Genomic DNA, 18,443 nt, shown 5'->3' with positions numbered 1-18,443 from the left:
ACACGCTCAGGCCGCGGCGGCCTCGGGCCGCTCCGCCCCCTGCCGGGCCGCCCCCTGAGCGGCCACCCCCCGCGACGCCAGCCACTGCGGCAGCTCCGACCGCTCGCGGGCACGCAGCGACAGCAGCATCGCGTCCGCCGGGCTCGGCACGAACGGCCGGTGCAGCAGCGGCATCCCCGCCTCCTCCGGCGTACGGTCCGCCTTGCGGTGGTTGTCCTCCGCGCACGACGCCACCGTGTTGAGCCAACTGTCCGCCCCGCCCTGCGACTTCGGTACGACGTGGTCCACCGTCGTCGCCCGCCGCCCGCAGTACGCGCACCGGTGCTGGTCCCGCGCCAGCACCCCGCGCCGCGACCACGGCGCGTGTCTTCGGAACGGCACCCGCACGTACCGGCACAACCGGATCACCCGCGGCGCCGGCAGGTCCACCGCCGCCGCCCGCAGCCGGAGCTCCGGATGGGCCTGCTCCACGACCGCCTTGTCCTGCAGCACCAGCACCACCGCCCGGTGCAGCGACACCGTCGACAGCGGCTCGAAGCTCGCGTTGAGAACCAGCGTGTCCCGCATCTGCGCCCACCTCCGTGTGCCGGCCGTCCCCCTGACGCGCCTGGACCAACTCTGGCGGGGCGGCACCGAACGGGACAACGCAATATCCGCGCCACGAAAATGCCCGCCCCCGGCCTCTTGCGGGCCAGGAGCGGGCGAACGGAAGGCGAACGTTCAGCCCTCCGCGGGTGTCTCGTACTCCCCGACGAGATGCGCGCGCGCCAGCGTGTGGAAGCGCAGGTTGAAGCCCACGACCGCGGGCGACGCGTCGGAGTCCGGGCCCAGCTTCTCCTGGTCCACCGCGTACACGGTGAACACGTACCGGTGCGGCCCGTCCCCGGCCGGCGGGGCGGCCCCGCCGAACTCCTTGGCCCCGTAGTCGTTGCGGACGTGCACCGCCCCCTCGGGCAGACCCTCGAACGTCCCACCGCCCGCCCCCGCCGGCAGCTCGGTCACCGACGCCGGGATGTCGAACAGCACCCAGTGCCAGAAGCCGCTGCCCGTCGGCGCGTCCGGGTCGAAGCACGTCACGGCGAAGCTCCTCGTCTCCGCCGGGAACCCCTCCCACCGCAGGTGCGGCGAGGTGTTCCCCTCCGCGTACACCTGCGCCGCGGCCAGCACACCGCCGGGCGCGACGTCCTCGCTCACCACGGTGAACGACGGCACCGGCGGGTGGAAGTCGTGGGGGAGCGGTGCCCTCTTCGCCTCGGTCACGTCAGAACCTCTCGATAGCTTCGGGTCTCGGATCCTGCCGAGCCTAGAGCCAGTTGCGCCGGCCGCCGACATCGGCGAGCCACTGGTTCAGGTACGCCGCCCAGTCGGTGCCCTGGAAGTCGTGCAGGCCGACGACGAAGCTGCGGTACGTGTCGCTGCCCTCCGAGAACAGCCCCGGCTTCTTGTCCATCTCCAGCACCACGTCCATCTCCCGCCCGTCGGCCACGAAGGACAGCTCCACCTGGTGCAGGCCCCGGTACTGTTGCGGCGGCAGGAACTCGATCTCCTGGTAGAAGGGCAGCCGCTGCCGCGTCCCGCGGATGTGCCCCTTCTCCATGTCGGCGCTCTTGAAGCGGAAGCCCAGCCGGGTGAACGCGTCGAGGATCGCCTGCTGCGCCGGCAGCGGGTGCACGGTGATCGGGTCCAGGTCGGTGGAGTCCACGGCCCGCGCGATCGCCAGCTCCGTCGTCACACCGATGTCCATACCGCGCAGCTGCTGGCCGGCGATGCACGTCACCGGCGTCTCCCACGGGATCTCCAGCCCGAACGGCACCACGTGCACCGCCCCGGCCCGCAGCGTGAAGGCACCGCCGAGCTGCGTCCTCGCGAACTCGAGGTCCTGCTTCACCTCGTGGTCGCCGCTCTCGACCTCCACCCGCGCCTGCAGCCCGAGCGACAGCCCCTGGATCTCCTGGTCCACGGAGCCGCCCTCGACCCGCACCTCGCCCTGCACGACACCGCCGGGCACCACGTTCGACTCGGTCAGCACCGTCTCGACGTTGCCCCCGCCCGCACCCAGGCTCGCCAGCAGCTTCTTGAAGCCCATGTCCACTCCTTCTCGGTTACTCGCCTCGACTACGCGTACGCGCGGAAGACCGTAACCGGTTCCGGGGAGAGCCCCGGTACGCTCGTACAGCATGATCGAGAGCCCCGACCGTACGCCGCAGCCCCGGGACCTCTTCGACCGCCCCGTACCGGAGGCCGCCCCGGACCTGCTCGGCCGGACCCCGGCGCGGATGACGGACGACGACCTCGTCGAGCTCCGTCTGGCGGAGGTGAGGGCCTGCGCGGGCGAGGCCGTCCCCGGCTCGCACGCCCACCGCGGCCGCACGGCGCGCGACGCCGCCATGTTCGGCCCACCCGGCCACGCCTATTTCACCCACGGGACGGCAAGGCGGTCGGCATGAACGTCGATCTTCTCGCCCATCCCGCCGAGGATGTCGCCCCCAGGCTGCTCGGGAGCGTCCTCGCCTGCACGACCCCAGAGGGGACCGTGAGCATCGCCATCACGGAGACCGAGGCGTACTCGGGCACCGCTGACCCGGCCTCCCACGCCTACCGGGGCCGGACGCCCCGCAACGCCGTCATGTTCGGACCCGCGGGACACCTCTACGTCTACCGCTCCCACGGTCTTCACTGGTGCGCCAACGTCGTCACCGGGACGGACGGCATCGCCTCGGCCATCCTCATCCGGGCGGGCAGGGTGATCGAGGGGGAGGACCTGGCACGCAAGCGGCGGGGGGAGAGGGTCGAGAGCGCGCGGCTCGCCCGAGGCCCGGGGAACTTCTGCCAGGCGCTCGGCATCACGGGAGAGCACAACGGCGCGGACCTCCTGCCGGGTGCCTCGGTCACGCTGTCCGAGGGCGAGCCGGTGCCCACCGCGCTCATCCGGATCGGCCCCCGGGTGGGCGTGAGCAAGGCCCACGACTGGCAGCACCGGTTCTACCTCGCCGGTGATCCCACGGTCTCGGCATACCGGCTGAGTCCGAGAGCCAGGCCGTCCGCCGGCGCCTGATCCCCTGGATCGACGGCGACGCCACGGTCGGGCCGTACCGGGCACACACGCCGCGCGGAGGAGGGCTTGACTCGGGCGCCGGAACCGCCTAATGTCGACCGAGCCGCAAGAGCCGGGGCCGCTGTACCAGCCCCCCGGGGGGCGGCCACTCCACAACCTTGGCGATCCAGCCCCTTCAGGGGCGGATTCCGGCGTGCCGGAATTCATTCGGGCGGCTCGATTATGAGCGGCGCGGAGAATCCGCTAAAGTTGCGGAAGCCGAAAGGCAAAGGCCCTCCAACGGCCACCGGAAACGAAATCCGCACCGGAAACGGAGCGGAAAAAGGATCTGGTAAGGTTGGAAACACCGAAGGGAAGCGCCCGGAGGAAAGCCCGCAGGGAAGCCTGAGGGTGAGTACAAAGGAAGCGTCCGTTCCTTGAGAACTCAACAGCGTGCCAAAAGTCAACGCCAGATATGTTGATAACCCCGTCTCTCAGAGACGAGGTTCCTTTGAAACACACAGCGAGGACGCTGAGAACCAGAAGGATCATTCCTCCTTCCGGTTCCGCTCAACGCGAGTGTTCACCCGGAGTACCGGGAAGCATTCACGGAGAGTTTGATCCTGGCTCAGGACGAACGCTGGCGGCGTGCTTAACACATGCAAGTCGAACGATGAACCCACTTCGGTGGGGGATTAGTGGCGAACGGGTGAGTAACACGTGGGCAATCTGCCCTGCACTCTGGGACAAGCCCTGGAAACGGGGTCTAATACCGGATACGACCACTTCAGGCATCTGATGGTGGTGGAAAGCTCCGGCGGTGCAGGATGAGCCCGCGGCCTATCAGCTAGTTGGTGAGGTAACGGCTCACCAAGGCGACGACGGGTAGCCGGCCTGAGAGGGCGACCGGCCACACTGGGACTGAGACACGGCCCAGACTCCTACGGGAGGCAGCAGTGGGGAATATTGCACAATGGGCGAAAGCCTGATGCAGCGACGCCGCGTGAGGGATGACGGCCTTCGGGTTGTAAACCTCTTTCAGCAGGGAAGAAGCGAAAGTGACGGTACCTGCAGAAGAAGCGCCGGCTAACTACGTGCCAGCAGCCGCGGTAATACGTAGGGCGCAAGCGTTGTCCGGAATTATTGGGCGTAAAGAGCTCGTAGGCGGCCTGTCACGTCGGATGTGAAAGCCCGGGGCTTAACCCCGGGTCTGCATTCGATACGGGCAGGCTAGAGTTCGGTAGGGGAGATCGGAATTCCTGGTGTAGCGGTGAAATGCGCAGATATCAGGAGGAACACCGGTGGCGAAGGCGGATCTCTGGGCCGATACTGACGCTGAGGAGCGAAAGCGTGGGGAGCGAACAGGATTAGATACCCTGGTAGTCCACGCCGTAAACGTTGGGAACTAGGTGTGGGCGACATTCCACGTCGTCCGTGCCGCAGCTAACGCATTAAGTTCCCCGCCTGGGGAGTACGGCCGCAAGGCTAAAACTCAAAGGAATTGACGGGGGCCCGCACAAGCGGCGGAGCATGTGGCTTAATTCGACGCAACGCGAAGAACCTTACCAAGGCTTGACATACACCGGAAACACCCAGAGATGGGTGCCCCCTTGTGGTCGGTGTACAGGTGGTGCATGGCTGTCGTCAGCTCGTGTCGTGAGATGTTGGGTTAAGTCCCGCAACGAGCGCAACCCTTGTCCCGTGTTGCCAGCAGGCCCTTGTGGTGCTGGGGACTCACGGGAGACCGCCGGGGTCAACTCGGAGGAAGGTGGGGACGACGTCAAGTCATCATGCCCCTTATGTCTTGGGCTGCACACGTGCTACAATGGCCGGTACAAAGAGCTGCGATACCGCAAGGTGGAGCGAATCTCAAAAAGCCGGTCTCAGTTCGGATTGGGGTCTGCAACTCGACCCCATGAAGTCGGAGTCGCTAGTAATCGCAGATCAGCATTGCTGCGGTGAATACGTTCCCGGGCCTTGTACACACCGCCCGTCACGTCACGAAAGTCGGTAACACCCGAAGCCGGTGGCCCAACCCCTTGTGGGAGGGAGCTGTCGAAGGTGGGACTGGCGATTGGGACGAAGTCGTAACAAGGTAGCCGTACCGGAAGGTGCGGCTGGATCACCTCCTTTCTAAGGAGCACTTCTCACCAAGCTTGCTTGGTCAGAGGCCAGTACATCAGCGAACGTCTGATGCTGGTTGCTCATGGGTGGAACGTTGACTACTCGATCTGGTTCACGGGTCGAAGGCCGCAAGTACTACCCGCAAGGGTGTGGAACGCGTGATCTTCGGACGGGACCAGGTCGGGCACGCTGTTGGGTGTCTGAAGGTACGGGCCGTATGGTCTTGTTCCTTCACACGCCGGCCCCAGTGAACTCGCTACTTCGGTGGTGGGGTGATGGGTGGCTGGTCGTTGCTTGAGAACTGCACAGTGGACGCGAGCATCTGTGGCCAAGTTTATAAGGGCGCACGGTGGATGCCTTGGCACCAGGAACCGATGAAGGACGTGGGAGGCCGCGATAGGCCCCGGGGAGCTGTCAACCGAGCTTTGATCCGGGGGTGTCCGAATGGGGAAACCCGGCAGTCGTCATGGGCTGTCACCCACTGCTGAACACATAGGCAGTGTGGAGGGAACGAGGGGAAGTGAAACATCTCAGTACCCTCAGGAAGAGAAAACAACCGTGATTCCGGGAGTAGTGGCGAGCGAAACCGGATGAGGCCAAACCGTATGCGTGTGATACCCGGCAGGGGTTGCGCATGCGGGGTTGTGGGATCTCTCTTTCACGGTCTGCCGGCCGTGAGACGAGTCAGAAACCGTTGATGTAGGCGAAGGACATGCGAAAGGTCCGGCGTAGAGGGTAAGACCCCCGTAGCTGAAACATTGACGGCTCGTTTGAGAGACACCCAAGTAGCACGGGGCCCGAGAAATCCCGTGTGAATCTGGCGGGACCACCCGCTAAGCCTAAATATTCCCTGGTGACCGATAGCGGATAGTACCGTGAGGGAATGGTGAAAAGTACCGCGGGAGCGGAGTGAAATAGTACCTGAAACCGTGTGCCTACAAGCCGTGGGAGCGTCGGACATGCTTTGCATGTCTCGTGACTGCGTGCCTTTTGAAGAATGAGCCTGCGAGTTTGCGGTGCGTTGCGAGGTTAACCCGTGTGGGGAAGCCGTAGCGAAAGCGAGTCCGAATAGGGCGATCGAGTAGCGCGCTCAAGACCCGAAGCGGAGTGATCTAGCCATGGGCAGGTTGAAGCGGAGGTAAGACTTCGTGGAGGACCGAACCCACCAGGGTTGAAAACCTGGGGGATGACCTGTGGTTAGGGGTGAAAGGCCAATCAAACTCCGTGATAGCTGGTTCTCCCCGAAATGCATTTAGGTGCAGCGTCGTGTGTTTCTTGCCGGAGGTAGAGCACTGGATAGGCGATGGGCCCTACCGGGTTACTGACCTTAGCCAAACTCCGAATGCCGGTAAGTGAGAGCGCGGCAGTGAGACTGTGGGGGATAAGCTCCATGGTCGAGAGGGAAACAGCCCAGAGCATCGACTAAGGCCCCTAAGCGTACGCTAAGTGGGAAAGGATGTGGAGTCGCAGAGACAACCAGGAGGTTGGCTTAGAAGCAGCCACCCTTGAAAGAGTGCGTAATAGCTCACTGGTCAAGTGATTCCGCGCCGACAATGTAGCGGGGCTCAAGCGTACCGCCGAAGTCGTGTCATTGCAGCATAAGCCCCAACGGGTGCTGTGATGGGTAGGGGAGCGTCGTGTGCCGGGTGAAGCAGCCGCGGAAGCGAGTTGTGGACGGTTCACGAGTGAGAATGCAGGCATGAGTAGCGATACACACGTGAGAAACGTGTGCGCCGATTGACTAAGGGTTCCTGGGTCAAGCTGATCTGCCCAGGGTAAGTCGGGACCTAAGGCGAGGCCGACAGGCGTAGTCGATGGACAACCGGTTGATATTCCGGTACCCGCTTTGAAGCGCCAGCGCTGAACCCAGCGATGCTAAGCCCGTGAAACCGCCGTGTGCGTCTTCGGACAAGCACGGAGTGGTGGAGCCGGTGGCCCAGACTGGTAGTAGGTGAGCGATGGGGTGACGCAGGAAGGTAGTCCAGCCCGGGCGGTGGTTGTCCCGGGGTAAGGGTGTAGGCCGTGTGGTAGGCAAATCCGTCACACGTTAAGGCTGAGACCTGATGCCGAGCCGATTGTGGTGAAGTGGATGATCCTATGCTGTCGAGAAAAGCCTCTAGCGAGTTTCATGGCGGCCCGTACCCTAAACCGACTCAGGTGGTCAGGTAGAGAATACCGAGGCGTTCGGGTGAACTATGGTTAAGGAACTCGGCAAAATGCCCCCGTAACTTCGGGAGAAGGGGGGCCACTTCTGGTGATCACTCTTGCAGTGTGAGCTGGGGGTGGCCGCAGAGACCAGCGAGAAGCGACTGTTTACTAAAAACACAGGTCCGTGCGAAGCCGTAAGGCGATGTATACGGACTGACGCCTGCCCGGTGCTGGAACGTTAAGGGGACCGGTTAGCTTGGATTCGTCCGGGCGAAGCTGAGAACTTAAGCGCCAGTAAACGGCGGTGGTAACTATAACCATCCTAAGGTAGCGAAATTCCTTGTCGGGTAAGTTCCGACCTGCACGAATGGCGTAACGACTTCTCGACTGTCTCAACCATAGGCCCGGTGAAATTGCACTACGAGTAAAGATGCTCGTTTCGCGCAGCAGGACGGAAAGACCCCGGGACCTTTACTACAGTTTGATATTGGTGTTCGGTTCGGCTTGTGTAGGATAGGTGGGAGACTGTGAAACTGTGACGCCAGTCATGGTGGAGTCGTCGTTGAAATACCACTCTGGTCGTGCTGGATGTCTAACCTGGGTCCGTGATCCGGATCAGGGACAGTGTCTGATGGGTAGTTTAACTGGGGCGGTTGCCTCCTAAAGGGTAACGGAGGCGCCCAAAGGTTCCCTCAGCCTGGTTGGCAATCAGGTGTTGAGTGTAAGTGCACAAGGGAGCTTGACTGTGAGACCGACGGGTCGAGCAGGGACGAAAGTCGGGACTAGTGATCCGGCGGTGGCTTGTGGAAGCGCCGTCGCTCAACGGATAAAAGGTACCCCGGGGATAACAGGCTGATCTTCCCCAAGAGTCCATATCGACGGGATGGTTTGGCACCTCGATGTCGGCTCGTCGCATCCTGGGGCTGGAGTCGGTCCCAAGGGTTGGGCTGTTCGCCCATTAAAGCGGTACGCGAGCTGGGTTTAGAACGTCGTGAGACAGTTCGGTCCCTATCCGCTGCGCGCGCAGGAACATTGAGAAGGGCTGTCCCTAGTACGAGAGGACCGGGACGGACGAACCTCTGGTGTGCCAGTTGTTCTGCCAAGGGCATGGCTGGTTGGCTACGTTCGGGAGGGATAACCGCTGAAAGCATCTAAGCGGGAAGCCTGCTTCGAGATGAGTGTTCCCACCTCCTTGAGAGGGTAAGGCTCCCAGTAGACGACTGGGTTGATAGGCCGGATATGGAAGCCCAGTGATGGGTGGAGTTGACCGGTACTAATAGGCCGAGGGCTTGTCCTCAGTTGCTCGCGTCCACTGTGTTGTTCCCGGGTTGCGAACAGTCGCACCGGCACACAACGAATGATTCAAGTGAATAGTGTGCTTGTTCGCTCGAACCCAATAGGGTTTCGGTGGTCATAGCGTTAGGGAAACGCCCGGTTACATTCCGAACCCGGAAGCTAAGCCTTTCAGCGCCGATGGTACTGCAGGGGGGACTCTGTGGGAGAGTAGGACGCCGCCGAACAATCTTTCAGGACCCTCGGTCCCAGCGTTCATGCTGGGACCGAGGGTCCTTTTTTGTTTCACCGAATCACCCGAAGCGCGCCGGCACGTCCGTTGCGCGAGAATGACTTGCGGTACCCGAAGACAGGAGCCACACCCATGTCCACCAACTCCTCCGACGACCGTCCGGAGCGCGAGCCTCGTCGCAGGGACGGTGGCGGCGACCGGGGCGGCTTCCGCGGACCTCGCCGCGACGACGACCGCCGCGGTGGCGGTGGCGGATTCCGGCGCGATGACCGCGGAGGCTTCCGCGGCGGCCGTGACGACCGGGGCCGTGACGATCGAGGTGCTGAGCGCGGCGCCGACCGTGGCGGCGACCGGGGCGGCTTCCGCCGTGACGACCGGCGTGATGACCGGGGTGGCGAGCGCGGGGGCTTCCGGCGCAGTGACGACCGGCCGCCGTTCCGCCGGGACGACCGCGACCGCGGGCCCCGCCGTGACGACCGTGACCGTGGCGGATACCGGGGCGGGGGCTTCCGGCGCGACGACGACCGGCGCGGCGGCGGTGGCTACCGCTCCGACGACCGGCGCGATGACCGTCGTGACGACCGGCGTGATGACCGGGGTGATGACCGGGGTGGCGAGCGTGGCGGTTTCCCCCGCCGTGACGACCGGCGCGACGAGCGACGTGACGACCGGGGCGGCTTCCGGCGTGATGACCGGGGTGGTGAGCGTGGGGGCTACCGCTCCGACGACCGCGGTGGTTTCCGTCGGGGCGGCGACCGGCCGCCGTTCCCGCGTGACGACCGTGCGCCCCGTCGTGACGACCGCGACCGCGGTGGGTTCCGTGGCCGTGACGACCGGCGCGACGAGCGCCGTGACGACCGGGGCGGCTTCCCCCGCGACGACCGCGCGCCACGTCGTGACGACCGGGCCGGCGACCGGGGCGGCTTCCGGCGCGATGATCGCCGTGACGACCGGCGTGATGACCGGGGTGGCGAGCGCGGGGGCTTCCGGCGCAGTGACGACCGGCCGCCGTTCCGCCGGGACGACCGCGACCGCGGGCCCCGCCGTGACGACCGCGACCGTGGCGGATACCGCGGGGGCCGCGACGACCGGCGGGACGACCGGGGCGGGTACCGCTCCGACGACCGGCGCGGCGGGTTCCGCGGGCGGGACGACCGCCGTGACGACCGCCGTGACGACCGGCGGGACGACCGTCGTGACCGCGAGCCGATCAAGCGGCTGCCCATCCCCGAGGACGTGACCGGCGACGAGATCGACAAGGACGTGCGGCAGGAGCTGATGAGCCTGCCCAAGACCCTCGCCGAGGACGTCGCGCGCAACCTGGTGATGGTCGCCCGGCTCATCGACGAGGACCCCGAGCAGGCCTACGCCTACTCGAGGATCGCGCTCCGGCTCGCCTCCCGCGTCGCCGCCGTCCGCGAGGCCGCGGGGTTCGCCGCGTACGCCACGCAGAAGTACGCCGAGGCCCTCGCCGAGTTCCGGGCCGCGCGGCGGATGACCGGCAGCGTCGAGCTGTGGCCCGTCATGGCCGACTGCGAGCGCGGCCTGGGGCGGCCCGAGCGGGCGCTCGCCATGGCCGGTGAGCCCGAGGTGCAGAAGCTCGACAAGGCCGGCCAGGTCGAGATGCGGCTCGTCGCCGCCGGTGCCCGCCGCGACATGGACCAGCTCGACGCCGCCATCGTCACCCTCCAGTCTCCGGAGCTCGCCTCGAACTCCGTCCAGCCGTGGACCGCGCGCCTGCGCTACGCGTACGCCGACGCTCTCCTCGCCGCCGGCCGGGAGGACGAGGCCCGCGAGTGGTTCGCCAAGGCACTCGAGTCCGACAAGGACGGCACCACCGACGCCTCCGACCGGCTCGCCGAGCTCGACGGCGTCGAGTTCGTCGACGCCTTCGCGGAGGACGCGGAGGACGAGGCGGACGACGCCGAGGAGAGCGTGCGCGGGAAGGACGAGCAGGCGGCAGGGGCGGTCGAGGGCGTCGCGGACGAGGCCGGTGACACCGGTGCCGACGTCGATGCCGTGGAGGACGCCGACGGTGGGGACGGTGAGCGGCGGGGCGGGGCCGAGCGCTGAGCCTGCGCCCCTAGCCGGGCGGACCGTACAGAGACGGAAGAAGGGCGGCACCCTCGCGGGGCCGCCCTTCCCGTGTGCCCCGGGGCGCCGGCCGAGGGGTCAGTCCTCCAGGGCCAGGCTGCGCAGGACCAGGCCCGTCGCGGGCTTCGGGCCGAACGACGTGGACTTGCGGGGCATCGTCACGCCCTGGCGGGCCAGGTCCCGGACGACCTCCTCGCGCACCGGGTGCATCAGCACCGCCGTCGCCCCGTTCCGCACGGCCTGGGTCACCGCCGCCTCCGTGTCGTGGAGGTACGCGATGTGCTCGGGCGCGTCCGGGACCCGCCACACGTGCTCCAGGAGCGTCGCGTGCAGCACCGTCGCGTCCAGGGCCCGCCACGCCTCCGGCCGGTCGCGGCGCACCGTGCGCTCCAGCAGCGCCGGATCGGGGCGGTCCACCAGGTGGAACCGGCCGTCTCCGGCCAGCAGGAACGCGTTGCCGCCGCCGGCCGCCTCCGCCAGGGCGTCCAGGGCCTGGGGCAGCGGGACGTCGAGCGTGCGCACCCGGAAGGAGCCCTCGAGCGCCGCCAGCGCCTCGGCCACCGGCAGGCGGTGCAGCAGCCGGTGGATCGCCCGCACCTGGAGCGGGTAGCGGGCCGTGTCGATCAGGAGCACCAGGCCGTAGTTCCACGGGCCCGGGCAGGAGCGCTCCTCCCGCAGCCGCAGGTAGGTGGCCCAGCGGTGGTGGCCGTCGGCTATCAGCGCCTGGTGGCCGGCGAGGTCGGCCGCGGCCGCCGACAGCTCCGCCGGGTCCGTCACCGCCCACAGGCGGTGGCTGAAGCCGTCCTCCGTGGTCGTCGCCAGCAGCGGGGCGCCCGCGACGGCCCGCTCGATCACGGCGGTCGCGCCCGTCGTCCCGCCGTCGCCCCGGTACGTCAGCAGCAGGGGCTCCAGATGCGCGCCCGTCGTGCGCATCAGGGCGGCCCGCTCCTCGACCACGTGCGGCATCACGTCCTCGTGCGGCAGGACGACGCCCTCGGCGGGGGACGACAGCTCCAGGGCACCGATCAGCCCGCGCTGCAGCAGGCCGCCGCCGCGCTGCTCGTACACGTACAGGGCGGGCTCCGCGTCGGGGGCGAGCACGCCGTCGGCCAGCCACTCGGCGAGGGTGTCGGCCGCGCGGCGGGGGCGGGCGTCGGCCGTCGGGGCCTGCGGCAGGATGAGCCGCACGATGTTGTGCGGGTCGGACGACTCCAGGTGGTGCAGCCCGTCCGGTCGCACGACCACGTCGTACGGCGGAGAGGTCACCGCGGCGAGGCTGCGGACCCGCTCGGGCACGTACCGCAGTCCGCGGAACGGCTTCAGTCGCAGGCCGTCGTCGGCTGCCGGACCTCTCGTGTTCATCCTTGCATCGTAGGGGGACGAGCGGATGAGCGATGATCGGGGCACGGGATCCACCGGACGAGTGAGGAGCCAGGTTGATGGGGCGGCACGGAGGGAACGCGCCGGGCGCCGGGGTGCCGGGCGGCAGCGCCGCGGCGTTGAGCACGGCGTACGACACGGCGCTGCTGGACCTGGACGGCGTGGTGTACGCGGGCGGCGAGGCCGTCCCGCACGCCGTGGAGGCGCTCGGGGAGGCCCGTGCGGCGGGGATGCGCCTCGCCTACGTCACGAACAACGCGCTGCGGACGCCCGACGCCGTCGCGGCGCACCTGACCGACCTGGGCGTGCCCGCCGAGCCGGACGACGTGATCACCTCGGCGCAGGCGGTGTCCCGGCTCATCGCCGACCAGCTGCCCCGCGGGTCGCGGGTCCTGGTCATCGGCGGCGAGGGGCTGCGGGTCGCGCTGCGGGAGCGGGGGCTCGTGCCCGTCGAGTCCGCCGACGACGACCCGGCTGCCGTCGTGCAGGGGTACGGCGGGCCGGACCTGCCGTGGGGCCGGTTCGCGGAGGCGGCGTACGCCATCGCGCGCGGTGTGCCCTGGTACGCGTCCAACACCGATCTGACCATCCCCGGTGCGCGCGGCATCGCGCCCGGCAACGGCGCCGCCGTCGAGGTGGTGCGGATCGCCACGGGCGCCGAGCCGCGGGTGGCGGGCAAGCCGCTGCCGCCCATGCACCGCGAGTCGATCCTGCGGACCGGGGCGCGGCGGCCCCTGGTCGTGGGGGACCGGCTCGACACGGACATCGAGGGCGCCCGCAACGGCGGGGTGGACTCGCTGCTCGTCCTCACCGGGGTGACCACCCCGGCGGTGCTGCTCGCGGCGCGGCCCGAGCACCGGCCGACGTACGTCGACGCGGACCTGCGGGGGCTGCTGACGGGGCAGCCGGAGGTCACCGCGGTGGCGGACGGCGCCTTCCGGTGCGGCGGGTGGCGGGCCGGCGTCGACGGGGGCGCGCTGGTCCTCGACGGGAGCGGCGGGCGGCTGGACGGGCTGCGGGCGCTGTGCGCCGCTGCGTGGACGCACGCCGGGGACGGAGGGTGCGGGCTGGAGGCGGGGCGGGCGCTGGAGGCGCTGGGGTGGTGAGGGGCCTGGCGGGGTTCGGGGCGCCGGGGTGAGTGAGGGGCCTGGCGGGGTTCGGGGCGCCGGGGTGGTGAGGGCCTGGCGGGGGGCCGCGGTGCCGGGCGGTGCGCCTTCGGCCGGGCCCGCGGTGCCGGGGTGGGCCCGGCTTGCGCCCGGCCGTATGGGGGGTGAGTCCGGCGGGCCGTCGGCGGGCACGGGGGTGGTGGGCCTTCGGCGGGGGCCGGGTCTGCCGGGTGGTGGACTTGCGGTGGGGTCGGCCGTGCTGGGGCGGTGGCCCCCTGCCCCCCTGATCTTTTCGGCTAGGGCAGGCTAACCTAACCAGGTGCTGGTTGAGAGTCCTCCCGATCGGGGCGCGGAGCCCCGCGCCGCCGCGAAGCCGGCCGGCCGCGGGTCGCACCGCGCCGCCGGGCTGCTGCTGTCCCTCGGCGTGCTGGCGCTCGTGTGCGTCGCGAGCGTCGTCGTCGGCGCGAAACAGGTGCCGCTCGGCGATGTGTGGCACGGCCTGTTCCAGTACACCGGGGCCGGCAACGACGTCCTCATCGCCGACGTGCGTGTCCCGCGCACCCTGCTCGGCCTCCTCGCCGGTGTGGCCCTCGGCCTGGCCGGCGCGGTGATGCAGGCGCTCACCCGCAACCCGCTCGCCGAGCCGGGCCTGATGGGGGTCAACGCCGGTGCCGCGGCCGCCGTGGTGACCGGGACCACCCTGCTCGGCACGACCTCGTTCCTGGGGTACGTGTGGTTCGCGTTCGCCGGTGCCGCGGTCGTGTCGGTGCTCGTGTACGTGCTGGGCGGCGGGCGCAGCGCCACGCCCGTGCGGCTCGCGCTGGCCGGTACGGCCGCGACCGCCGCGCTCTACGGCTACGTCAACGCGGTGCAGCTGCTGGACTCGGCGGCGCTGGAGCGGCTGCGCTTCTGGACCGTCGGGTCGCTCGCCGGGGCGGACGCCGCCGTCGTCGGGGCGGTCGCCCCGTTCATCGCCGTCGGGGTGGGTCTGGCGGCGGCGGTCGCCCGGCCGCTGAACGCCATGGAGATGGGCGACGACTCGGCGCGGGCGCTCGGCGTGAACCTGACGCGCACCCGGGTGCACGCCATGCTCGCGGTGACACTGCTGTGCGGCGGGGCGACCGCCGCGTGCGGGCCGATCGTGTTCGTCGGGCTGATGGTGCCGTACCTGGTCCGCGCGATCACGGGGCCCGACATGCGCTGGATCCTGCCGTACGCGGCCGTGCTGTCGCCCGTGCTGCTGCTCGCCTCCGACATCGTCGGCCGGGTCGTGGCCCGCCCCTCGGAACTCCAGGTCGGCATCGTCACGGCGCTGATCGGCGGGCCCGTCTTCATCCACCTCGTACGCCGCAAGAGGATGTCCCAGCTGTGACCGCGCCCCGCGCCTCGACCGACCCCGCCGCCTCGACCGCCCCCGCGGCTTCGACCGCCCCTGCCGCTGCGGCCCACCCTGACGCTCCGGCCGACCCCGCCGCCTCGGCCACCACCGTCTCCGCTTCGGCCGGCCCGGCCTCGCGCCCCCCTGTTTCCGCCGTCCTCGCGCCCGGCGGGCCCGCGGGCGCCCGTCTGCGCACCGTGCGGGCCGTCCGCGCCGGGACCGTCTCCGTCCGGGTGGAGCCGCGCTCCGTCCTCGTCTGCCTGCTGCTCCTCGCGCTGGCCCTGGCCGCGGGGGTCGTCCTCATCGGCAGCGGCGACTTCCCCATCGCGCCCGGCGACGTCATGGCGACGCTGCTCGGCGACGGCACGGCCGCGCAGGAGTTCGTCGTCCTCGACCTGCGGCTGCCGCGCGTCCTCGTCGCGGCCCTCGTCGGCGCGGGTCTCGCCGTCGGGGGCGCGGTCTTCCAGACCATCACCCGCAACCCGCTCGGCAGCCCCGACATGCTCGGCATCAGCCAGGGCGCCATCGTCGGCGCGCTCGTCGTGATCGTGCTGTTCCACGGGGACGCCGCCGACGTCGCGGCCGGCGGCCTCGTCGGCGGCACGCTGACCGGCGCCGCCGTGTACGCCTTCGCGTGGAGGCGCGGGGTGCACGGCTTCCGGATCGTCCTGATCGGCATCGGCCTCGCCGCGATGCTCACCGCCGTCATCCACTACCTGATCACCAAGGCCAACCTGGTCGACGCCACGCGGGCCGTCGTCTGGCTGACCGGCTCGCTGGAGGGCCGCGACTGGGAGCAGTTCTGGCCGCTGCTCGCCGTCACCGCGGTGCTGCTGCCGGTGGTCCTCGCCTACGGCCGCCCGCTGCGCATGCTGGAGATGGGCGACGACGCCGCGTACGCGCTCGGCGTGCGGGTGGAGCGGGTGCGGATGACGCAGCTCGTCTGCGCGGTGCTGCTGGTCGCCTCCGCCACCGCCGCGGCCGGTCCCATCACGTTCGTCGCGCTCAGCGCGCCCCAGCTCGCCCGCCGCCTGACCCGCTCGCCCGGCCCGAACCTGGGCGCGTCCGCCCTCATGGGCGCGGCGGTGCTGCTGGTCGCCGACTGGGTCGCCACCAGCGCCTTCGGCGAACGGCAGCTCCCCGTCGGCGTCGTCACCGGCGTCGTCGGCGGCTGCTACCTGCTGTGGCTGCTGGTCACCGAGCGCCGGGCCGGCCGGATATGACCCCCGCAGACGACCAGAACGCCAGGAGTACGCCCATGCAGTCCCAGCCCGTGCGGTCGCGCCTCGCCGCGGAGTCCGTCACCCTCGCCTACGAGCAGCGGACCGTCGCCCGCGACCTGTCGGTGCGGATACCGGACCACTCGTTCACGGTCATCGTCGGGCCCAACGCCTGCGGCAAGTCGACGCTGCTGCGCGCCCTCGCCCGGATGCTGAAGCCCACCGAGGGCCGGGTCCTGCTCGACGGGCAGGCCATCCACTCCCTGCCCGCCAAGAAGGTCGCCCGCACCCTCGGTCTGCTGCCGCAGTCGTCCATCGCGCCGGACGGCATCACCGTCGCCGACCTCGTCGCGCGCGGCCGCTACCCGCACCAGGGGCTGCTGCGGCAGTGGTCGCCGCAGGACGAGCGGATCGTCCGGGAGTCGATGGACGCCACCGGCGTCGGCGAGCTGGGCGACCGGTACGTCGACGAGCTGTCCGGCGGGCAGCGCCAGCGCGTGTGGATCGCCATGGCGCTCGCCCAGCAGACCCCGCTGCTGCTGCTCGACGAGCCGACGACGTACCTCGACATCCAGCACCAGATCGACGTCCTCGACCTGTGCGCCGAGCTCCACGAGACCCAGGGCCGCACCCTCGTCGCCGTCCTGCACGACCTGAACCACGCCGCCCGGTACGCCACGCACCTCATCGCCGTGCGCGGCGGGGAGATCGTGGCGCAGGGCCCGCCGTCCGAGATCGTCACCGCCGACCTGGTGGAGCGGGTCTTCGGGCTGCGCTGCCAGGTCATCGAGGACCCGGAGACGGGCACGCCCCTGATCGTCCCGGCGGCCCGGCGGGCACGGGCGGTGCTCCGGAAGTAGGGCGGCCGGGTCGGCGGCGCGCCCGCGGCGGGGCGCCTGTGGGCCACCGGGGGGCTGGCGTCCGTGAGGCGTACAGGCGGCGTGGTGCCGTTTCGGGCTCGCGGCCGGGCGGTCGGGGGCCCGTGGAGGCGGGCGCGGGTGGCTCGCGGGGCCTGCGGGTGGTGCGGGGGCCTTGCAGGGCATGCGGGGCCCGCGGGTGGTGCGGGGCCGCGCCGCGCGGTGCGGCTCCCGCGGGCCGGGGTGGCGTGGCGCCCGCGGGCCGGGGTGGCGGCGTACGGCATCGGCGCGCCGACGGTCCGCGGGGCTTCGCGGTAGCGTCGGGGCATGGACGCCACGCCCCGCCCGGAACAGCCACGCCCCGAGGCCGCCCACCCCGCCGGGGGCGCGGGTCCGGCCCCGGCCGCCGTCCCCGGGCCGGGGGACGTACCGGAAGAGGAGGGCATGGCGCCGGGCCCTGACGGTGCGTCGCCGGAGCCGGCCGGAGCCGCGCCGCTCGTGCCGGGCGGCGGCGACGGGCCCCGGCCCCTGGGCGTCGAGCGGGCGCCGACCGGGCACGGAGCCGTGGACGCCCTGCTGGAGCGGCTGGGTGACGCCGATCACCTCCCGGCGGACGGACACCCGGCGGTGTACGAGGATGTACACCGGGGGTTGCGCGAGACGCTGGCCGCGCTGGACGCACACCCCCGGCCGGGACCCCCGAACGACCACAGGAGCTGAACCGAACGTGGCAGGAGTGGCACGCCGCCGTCTCGACGCCGAGCTTGTACGCCGCAAGCTGGCCCGCTCGCGCGAACACGCGAGCCAGCTGATCGCCGCGGGGCGGGTGACGGTCGGCGGCACCACCGCCACCAAGCCCGCCACCCAGGTCGAGACGGCCGCGGCCATCGTCGTCGCCCAGGACGGCACCGACCCCGACTACGTGTCGCGCGGCGGCCACAAGCTCGCCGGGGCGCTCGCCGCGTTCGTCCCGCTCGGCCTGGCCGTCGAGGGGCGGCGGGCGCTCGACGCCGGGGCGTCCACCGGCGGCTTCACCGACGTCCTGCTGCGCTCCGGCGCCGCCCACGTCGTCGCCGTCGACGTCGGCTACGGGCAGCTCGCCTGGTCGCTGCAGAGCGACGAGCGCGTCACCGTCAAGGACCGCACCAACGTGCGCGAGCTGACCCTCGACGCGATCGGCGGGGAGCCGGTGGACCTGGTCGTCGGGGACCTGTCGTTCATCCCGCTGGGCCTCGTCCTGCCCGCGCTCGCGGGCGTGACCGGGCCGGGCGCCGACCTCGTGCTGATGGTCAAGCCGCAGTTCGAGGTGGGCAAGGACCGGCTCGGCAGCGGCGGCGTGGTGCGCAGCCCCGAACTGCGCGCCGAGGCCGTGCGGAACGTGGCGGCGCGCGCCGCCGAGCTGGGGCTCGGTGTGCTGGGCGTGACCGCGAGCCCGCTGCCCGGACCGTCCGGGAACGTCGAGTACTTCCTGTGGCTGCGGGCGGGTGCGCCCCCGCTCGATCCGGCCGACGTCGACCGCGCCGTGGCGGAGGGACCCCGTTGACCTCGCGACCGGGCGGGGCTCAGCCCCCCGCCGA

13 protein-coding genes, 3 rRNA genes and 1 pseudogene are annotated in these 18,443 nt (G+C 70.1%); 13 read left to right on the top strand and 4 right to left on the bottom strand.

Annotated features, from left to right (window positions below; genetic code table 11):
* Positions 1-6: 6 nt before the first annotated feature.
* From CP974_RS05300 to CP974_RS05290, 3 genes are all read right to left on the bottom strand, one after another.
* A complete protein-coding gene (locus tag CP974_RS05300) occupies positions 7-567 on the bottom strand; it encodes an HNH endonuclease (protein WP_051839887.1) in 561 nt (186 codons plus the stop codon).
* Between the two features lie 153 nt (positions 568-720).
* A complete protein-coding gene (locus CP974_RS05295; RefSeq protein WP_031135270.1) occupies positions 721-1,260 on the bottom strand; it encodes a YbhB/YbcL family Raf kinase inhibitor-like protein in 540 nt (179 codons plus the stop codon).
* 43 nt (positions 1,261-1,303) lie between these two features.
* Positions 1,304-2,086, bottom strand: coding sequence for a sporulation protein (locus CP974_RS05290; RefSeq protein ID WP_031135272.1), 783 nt, complete (start codon positions 2,084-2,086; stop codon positions 1,304-1,306).
* A gap of 91 nt (positions 2,087-2,177) precedes the next feature.
* Here CP974_RS05290 and CP974_RS05285 point away from each other — a divergent pair.
* The 7 genes and pseudogenes from CP974_RS05285 to CP974_RS29455 all read left to right on the top strand — a co-directional run.
* Positions 2,178-2,426: pseudogene (locus CP974_RS05285) on the top strand (DNA-3-methyladenine glycosylase); the annotation flags it as partial.
* 17 nt (positions 2,427-2,443) lie between these two features.
* The gene (locus CP974_RS05280; protein ID WP_031135276.1) at positions 2,444-3,055 is read left to right on the top strand and encodes a DNA-3-methyladenine glycosylase; all 612 of its coding nucleotides are present in this window, start codon (positions 2,444-2,446) and stop codon (positions 3,053-3,055) included.
* A gap of 584 nt (positions 3,056-3,639) precedes the next feature.
* A 16S ribosomal RNA gene (locus tag CP974_RS05275) occupies positions 3,640-5,167 on the top strand.
* A gap of 317 nt (positions 5,168-5,484) precedes the next feature.
* A 23S ribosomal RNA gene (locus CP974_RS05270) occupies positions 5,485-8,603 on the top strand.
* Positions 8,604-8,709: 106 nt separating this feature from the next.
* A 5S ribosomal RNA gene (rrf, locus tag CP974_RS05265) occupies positions 8,710-8,826 on the top strand.
* Together the 16S, 23S and 5S rRNA genes form the textbook arrangement of a ribosomal RNA operon.
* Before the next feature lie 270 nt (positions 8,827-9,096).
* The gene (locus CP974_RS29460) at positions 9,097-10,071 is read left to right on the top strand and encodes a hypothetical protein (RefSeq protein ID WP_181018854.1); all 975 of its coding nucleotides are present in this window, start codon (positions 9,097-9,099) and stop codon (positions 10,069-10,071) included.
* Positions 10,072-10,094: 23 nt separating this feature from the next.
* Complete coding sequence (locus CP974_RS29455) at positions 10,095-10,904, top strand: tetratricopeptide repeat protein (protein ID WP_031130952.1); 810 nt, start codon at positions 10,095-10,097, stop codon at positions 10,902-10,904.
* A 99-nt stretch (positions 10,905-11,003) separates the two neighbouring features.
* On the opposite strand, the gene CP974_RS05255 is transcribed toward CP974_RS29455, so the two are convergent.
* Entirely contained in the window at positions 11,004-12,287 is a 1,284-nt protein-coding gene (locus CP974_RS05255; protein WP_031130950.1) for a DUF1015 domain-containing protein, read from the bottom strand.
* A 77-nt stretch (positions 12,288-12,364) separates the two neighbouring features.
* Here CP974_RS05255 and CP974_RS05250 point away from each other — a divergent pair, with 77 nt between their 5' ends.
* The 6 genes from CP974_RS05250 (at position 12,365) to CP974_RS05225 (ending at position 18,409) form a co-directional block, all read left to right on the top strand.
* Positions 12,365-13,411: an HAD-IIA family hydrolase gene (locus tag CP974_RS05250; RefSeq protein WP_051839324.1), complete on the top strand. Its 1,047-nt coding sequence runs from the start codon at positions 12,365-12,367 to the stop codon at positions 13,409-13,411.
* A 412-nt stretch (positions 13,412-13,823) separates the two neighbouring features.
* The gene (locus tag CP974_RS05245) at positions 13,824-14,783 is read left to right on the top strand and encodes a FecCD family ABC transporter permease (protein ID WP_174887817.1); all 960 of its coding nucleotides are present in this window, start codon (positions 13,824-13,826) and stop codon (positions 14,781-14,783) included.
* 194 nt (positions 14,784-14,977) lie between these two features.
* The gene (locus CP974_RS05240; protein ID WP_031130944.1) at positions 14,978-16,012 is read left to right on the top strand and encodes a FecCD family ABC transporter permease; all 1,035 of its coding nucleotides are present in this window, start codon (positions 14,978-14,980) and stop codon (positions 16,010-16,012) included.
* 35 nt (positions 16,013-16,047) lie between these two features.
* Positions 16,048-16,869 carry an ABC transporter ATP-binding protein gene (locus tag CP974_RS05235; protein WP_031130942.1) on the top strand — a complete coding sequence of 274 codons (822 nt, stop codon included), beginning with the start codon at positions 16,048-16,050 and terminating at the stop codon, positions 16,867-16,869.
* A gap of 324 nt (positions 16,870-17,193) precedes the next feature.
* A complete protein-coding gene (locus CP974_RS29995) occupies positions 17,194-17,586 on the top strand; it encodes a hypothetical protein (protein ID WP_223844657.1) in 393 nt (130 codons plus the stop codon).
* A gap of 7 nt (positions 17,587-17,593) precedes the next feature.
* Entirely contained in the window at positions 17,594-18,409 is an 816-nt protein-coding gene (locus CP974_RS05225; RefSeq protein WP_031130938.1) for a TlyA family RNA methyltransferase, read from the top strand.
* Positions 18,410-18,443 lie beyond the last annotated feature (34 nt).

Source organism: Streptomyces fradiae ATCC 10745 = DSM 40063 (genome assembly GCF_008704425.1).
GTDB lineage: Bacteria > Actinomycetota > Actinomycetes > Streptomycetales > Streptomycetaceae > Streptomyces > Streptomyces fradiae.
The sequence above is the reverse complement of the archived record's forward strand: the minus strand, read 5'-3'. Positions and strand labels throughout refer to the sequence as shown.

Coding starts and splice junctions, on each gene's coding strand:
- CP974_RS05300 (WP_051839887.1), bottom strand. CDS start 567: ATGCGGGACACGCTGGTTCTCAACGCGAGCTTCGAGCCGCTGTCGACG.
- CP974_RS05290 (WP_031135272.1), bottom strand. CDS start 2,086: ATGGGCTTCAAGAAGCTGCTGGCGAGCCTGGGTGCGGGCGGGGGCAAC.
- CP974_RS05280 (WP_031135276.1), top strand. CDS start 2,444: ATGAACGTCGATCTTCTCGCCCATCCCGCCGAGGATGTCGCCCCCAGG.
- CP974_RS29460 (WP_181018854.1), top strand. CDS start 9,097: ATGACCGCGGAGGCTTCCGCGGCGGCCGTGACGACCGGGGCCGTGACG.
- CP974_RS05255 (WP_031130950.1), bottom strand. CDS start 12,287: ATGAACACGAGAGGTCCGGCAGCCGACGACGGCCTGCGACTGAAGCCG.
- CP974_RS05250 (WP_051839324.1), top strand. CDS start 12,365: ATGGGGCGGCACGGAGGGAACGCGCCGGGCGCCGGGGTGCCGGGCGGC.
- CP974_RS05235 (WP_031130942.1), top strand. CDS start 16,048: ATGCAGTCCCAGCCCGTGCGGTCGCGCCTCGCCGCGGAGTCCGTCACC.
- CP974_RS29995 (WP_223844657.1), top strand. CDS start 17,194: ATGGACGCCACGCCCCGCCCGGAACAGCCACGCCCCGAGGCCGCCCAC.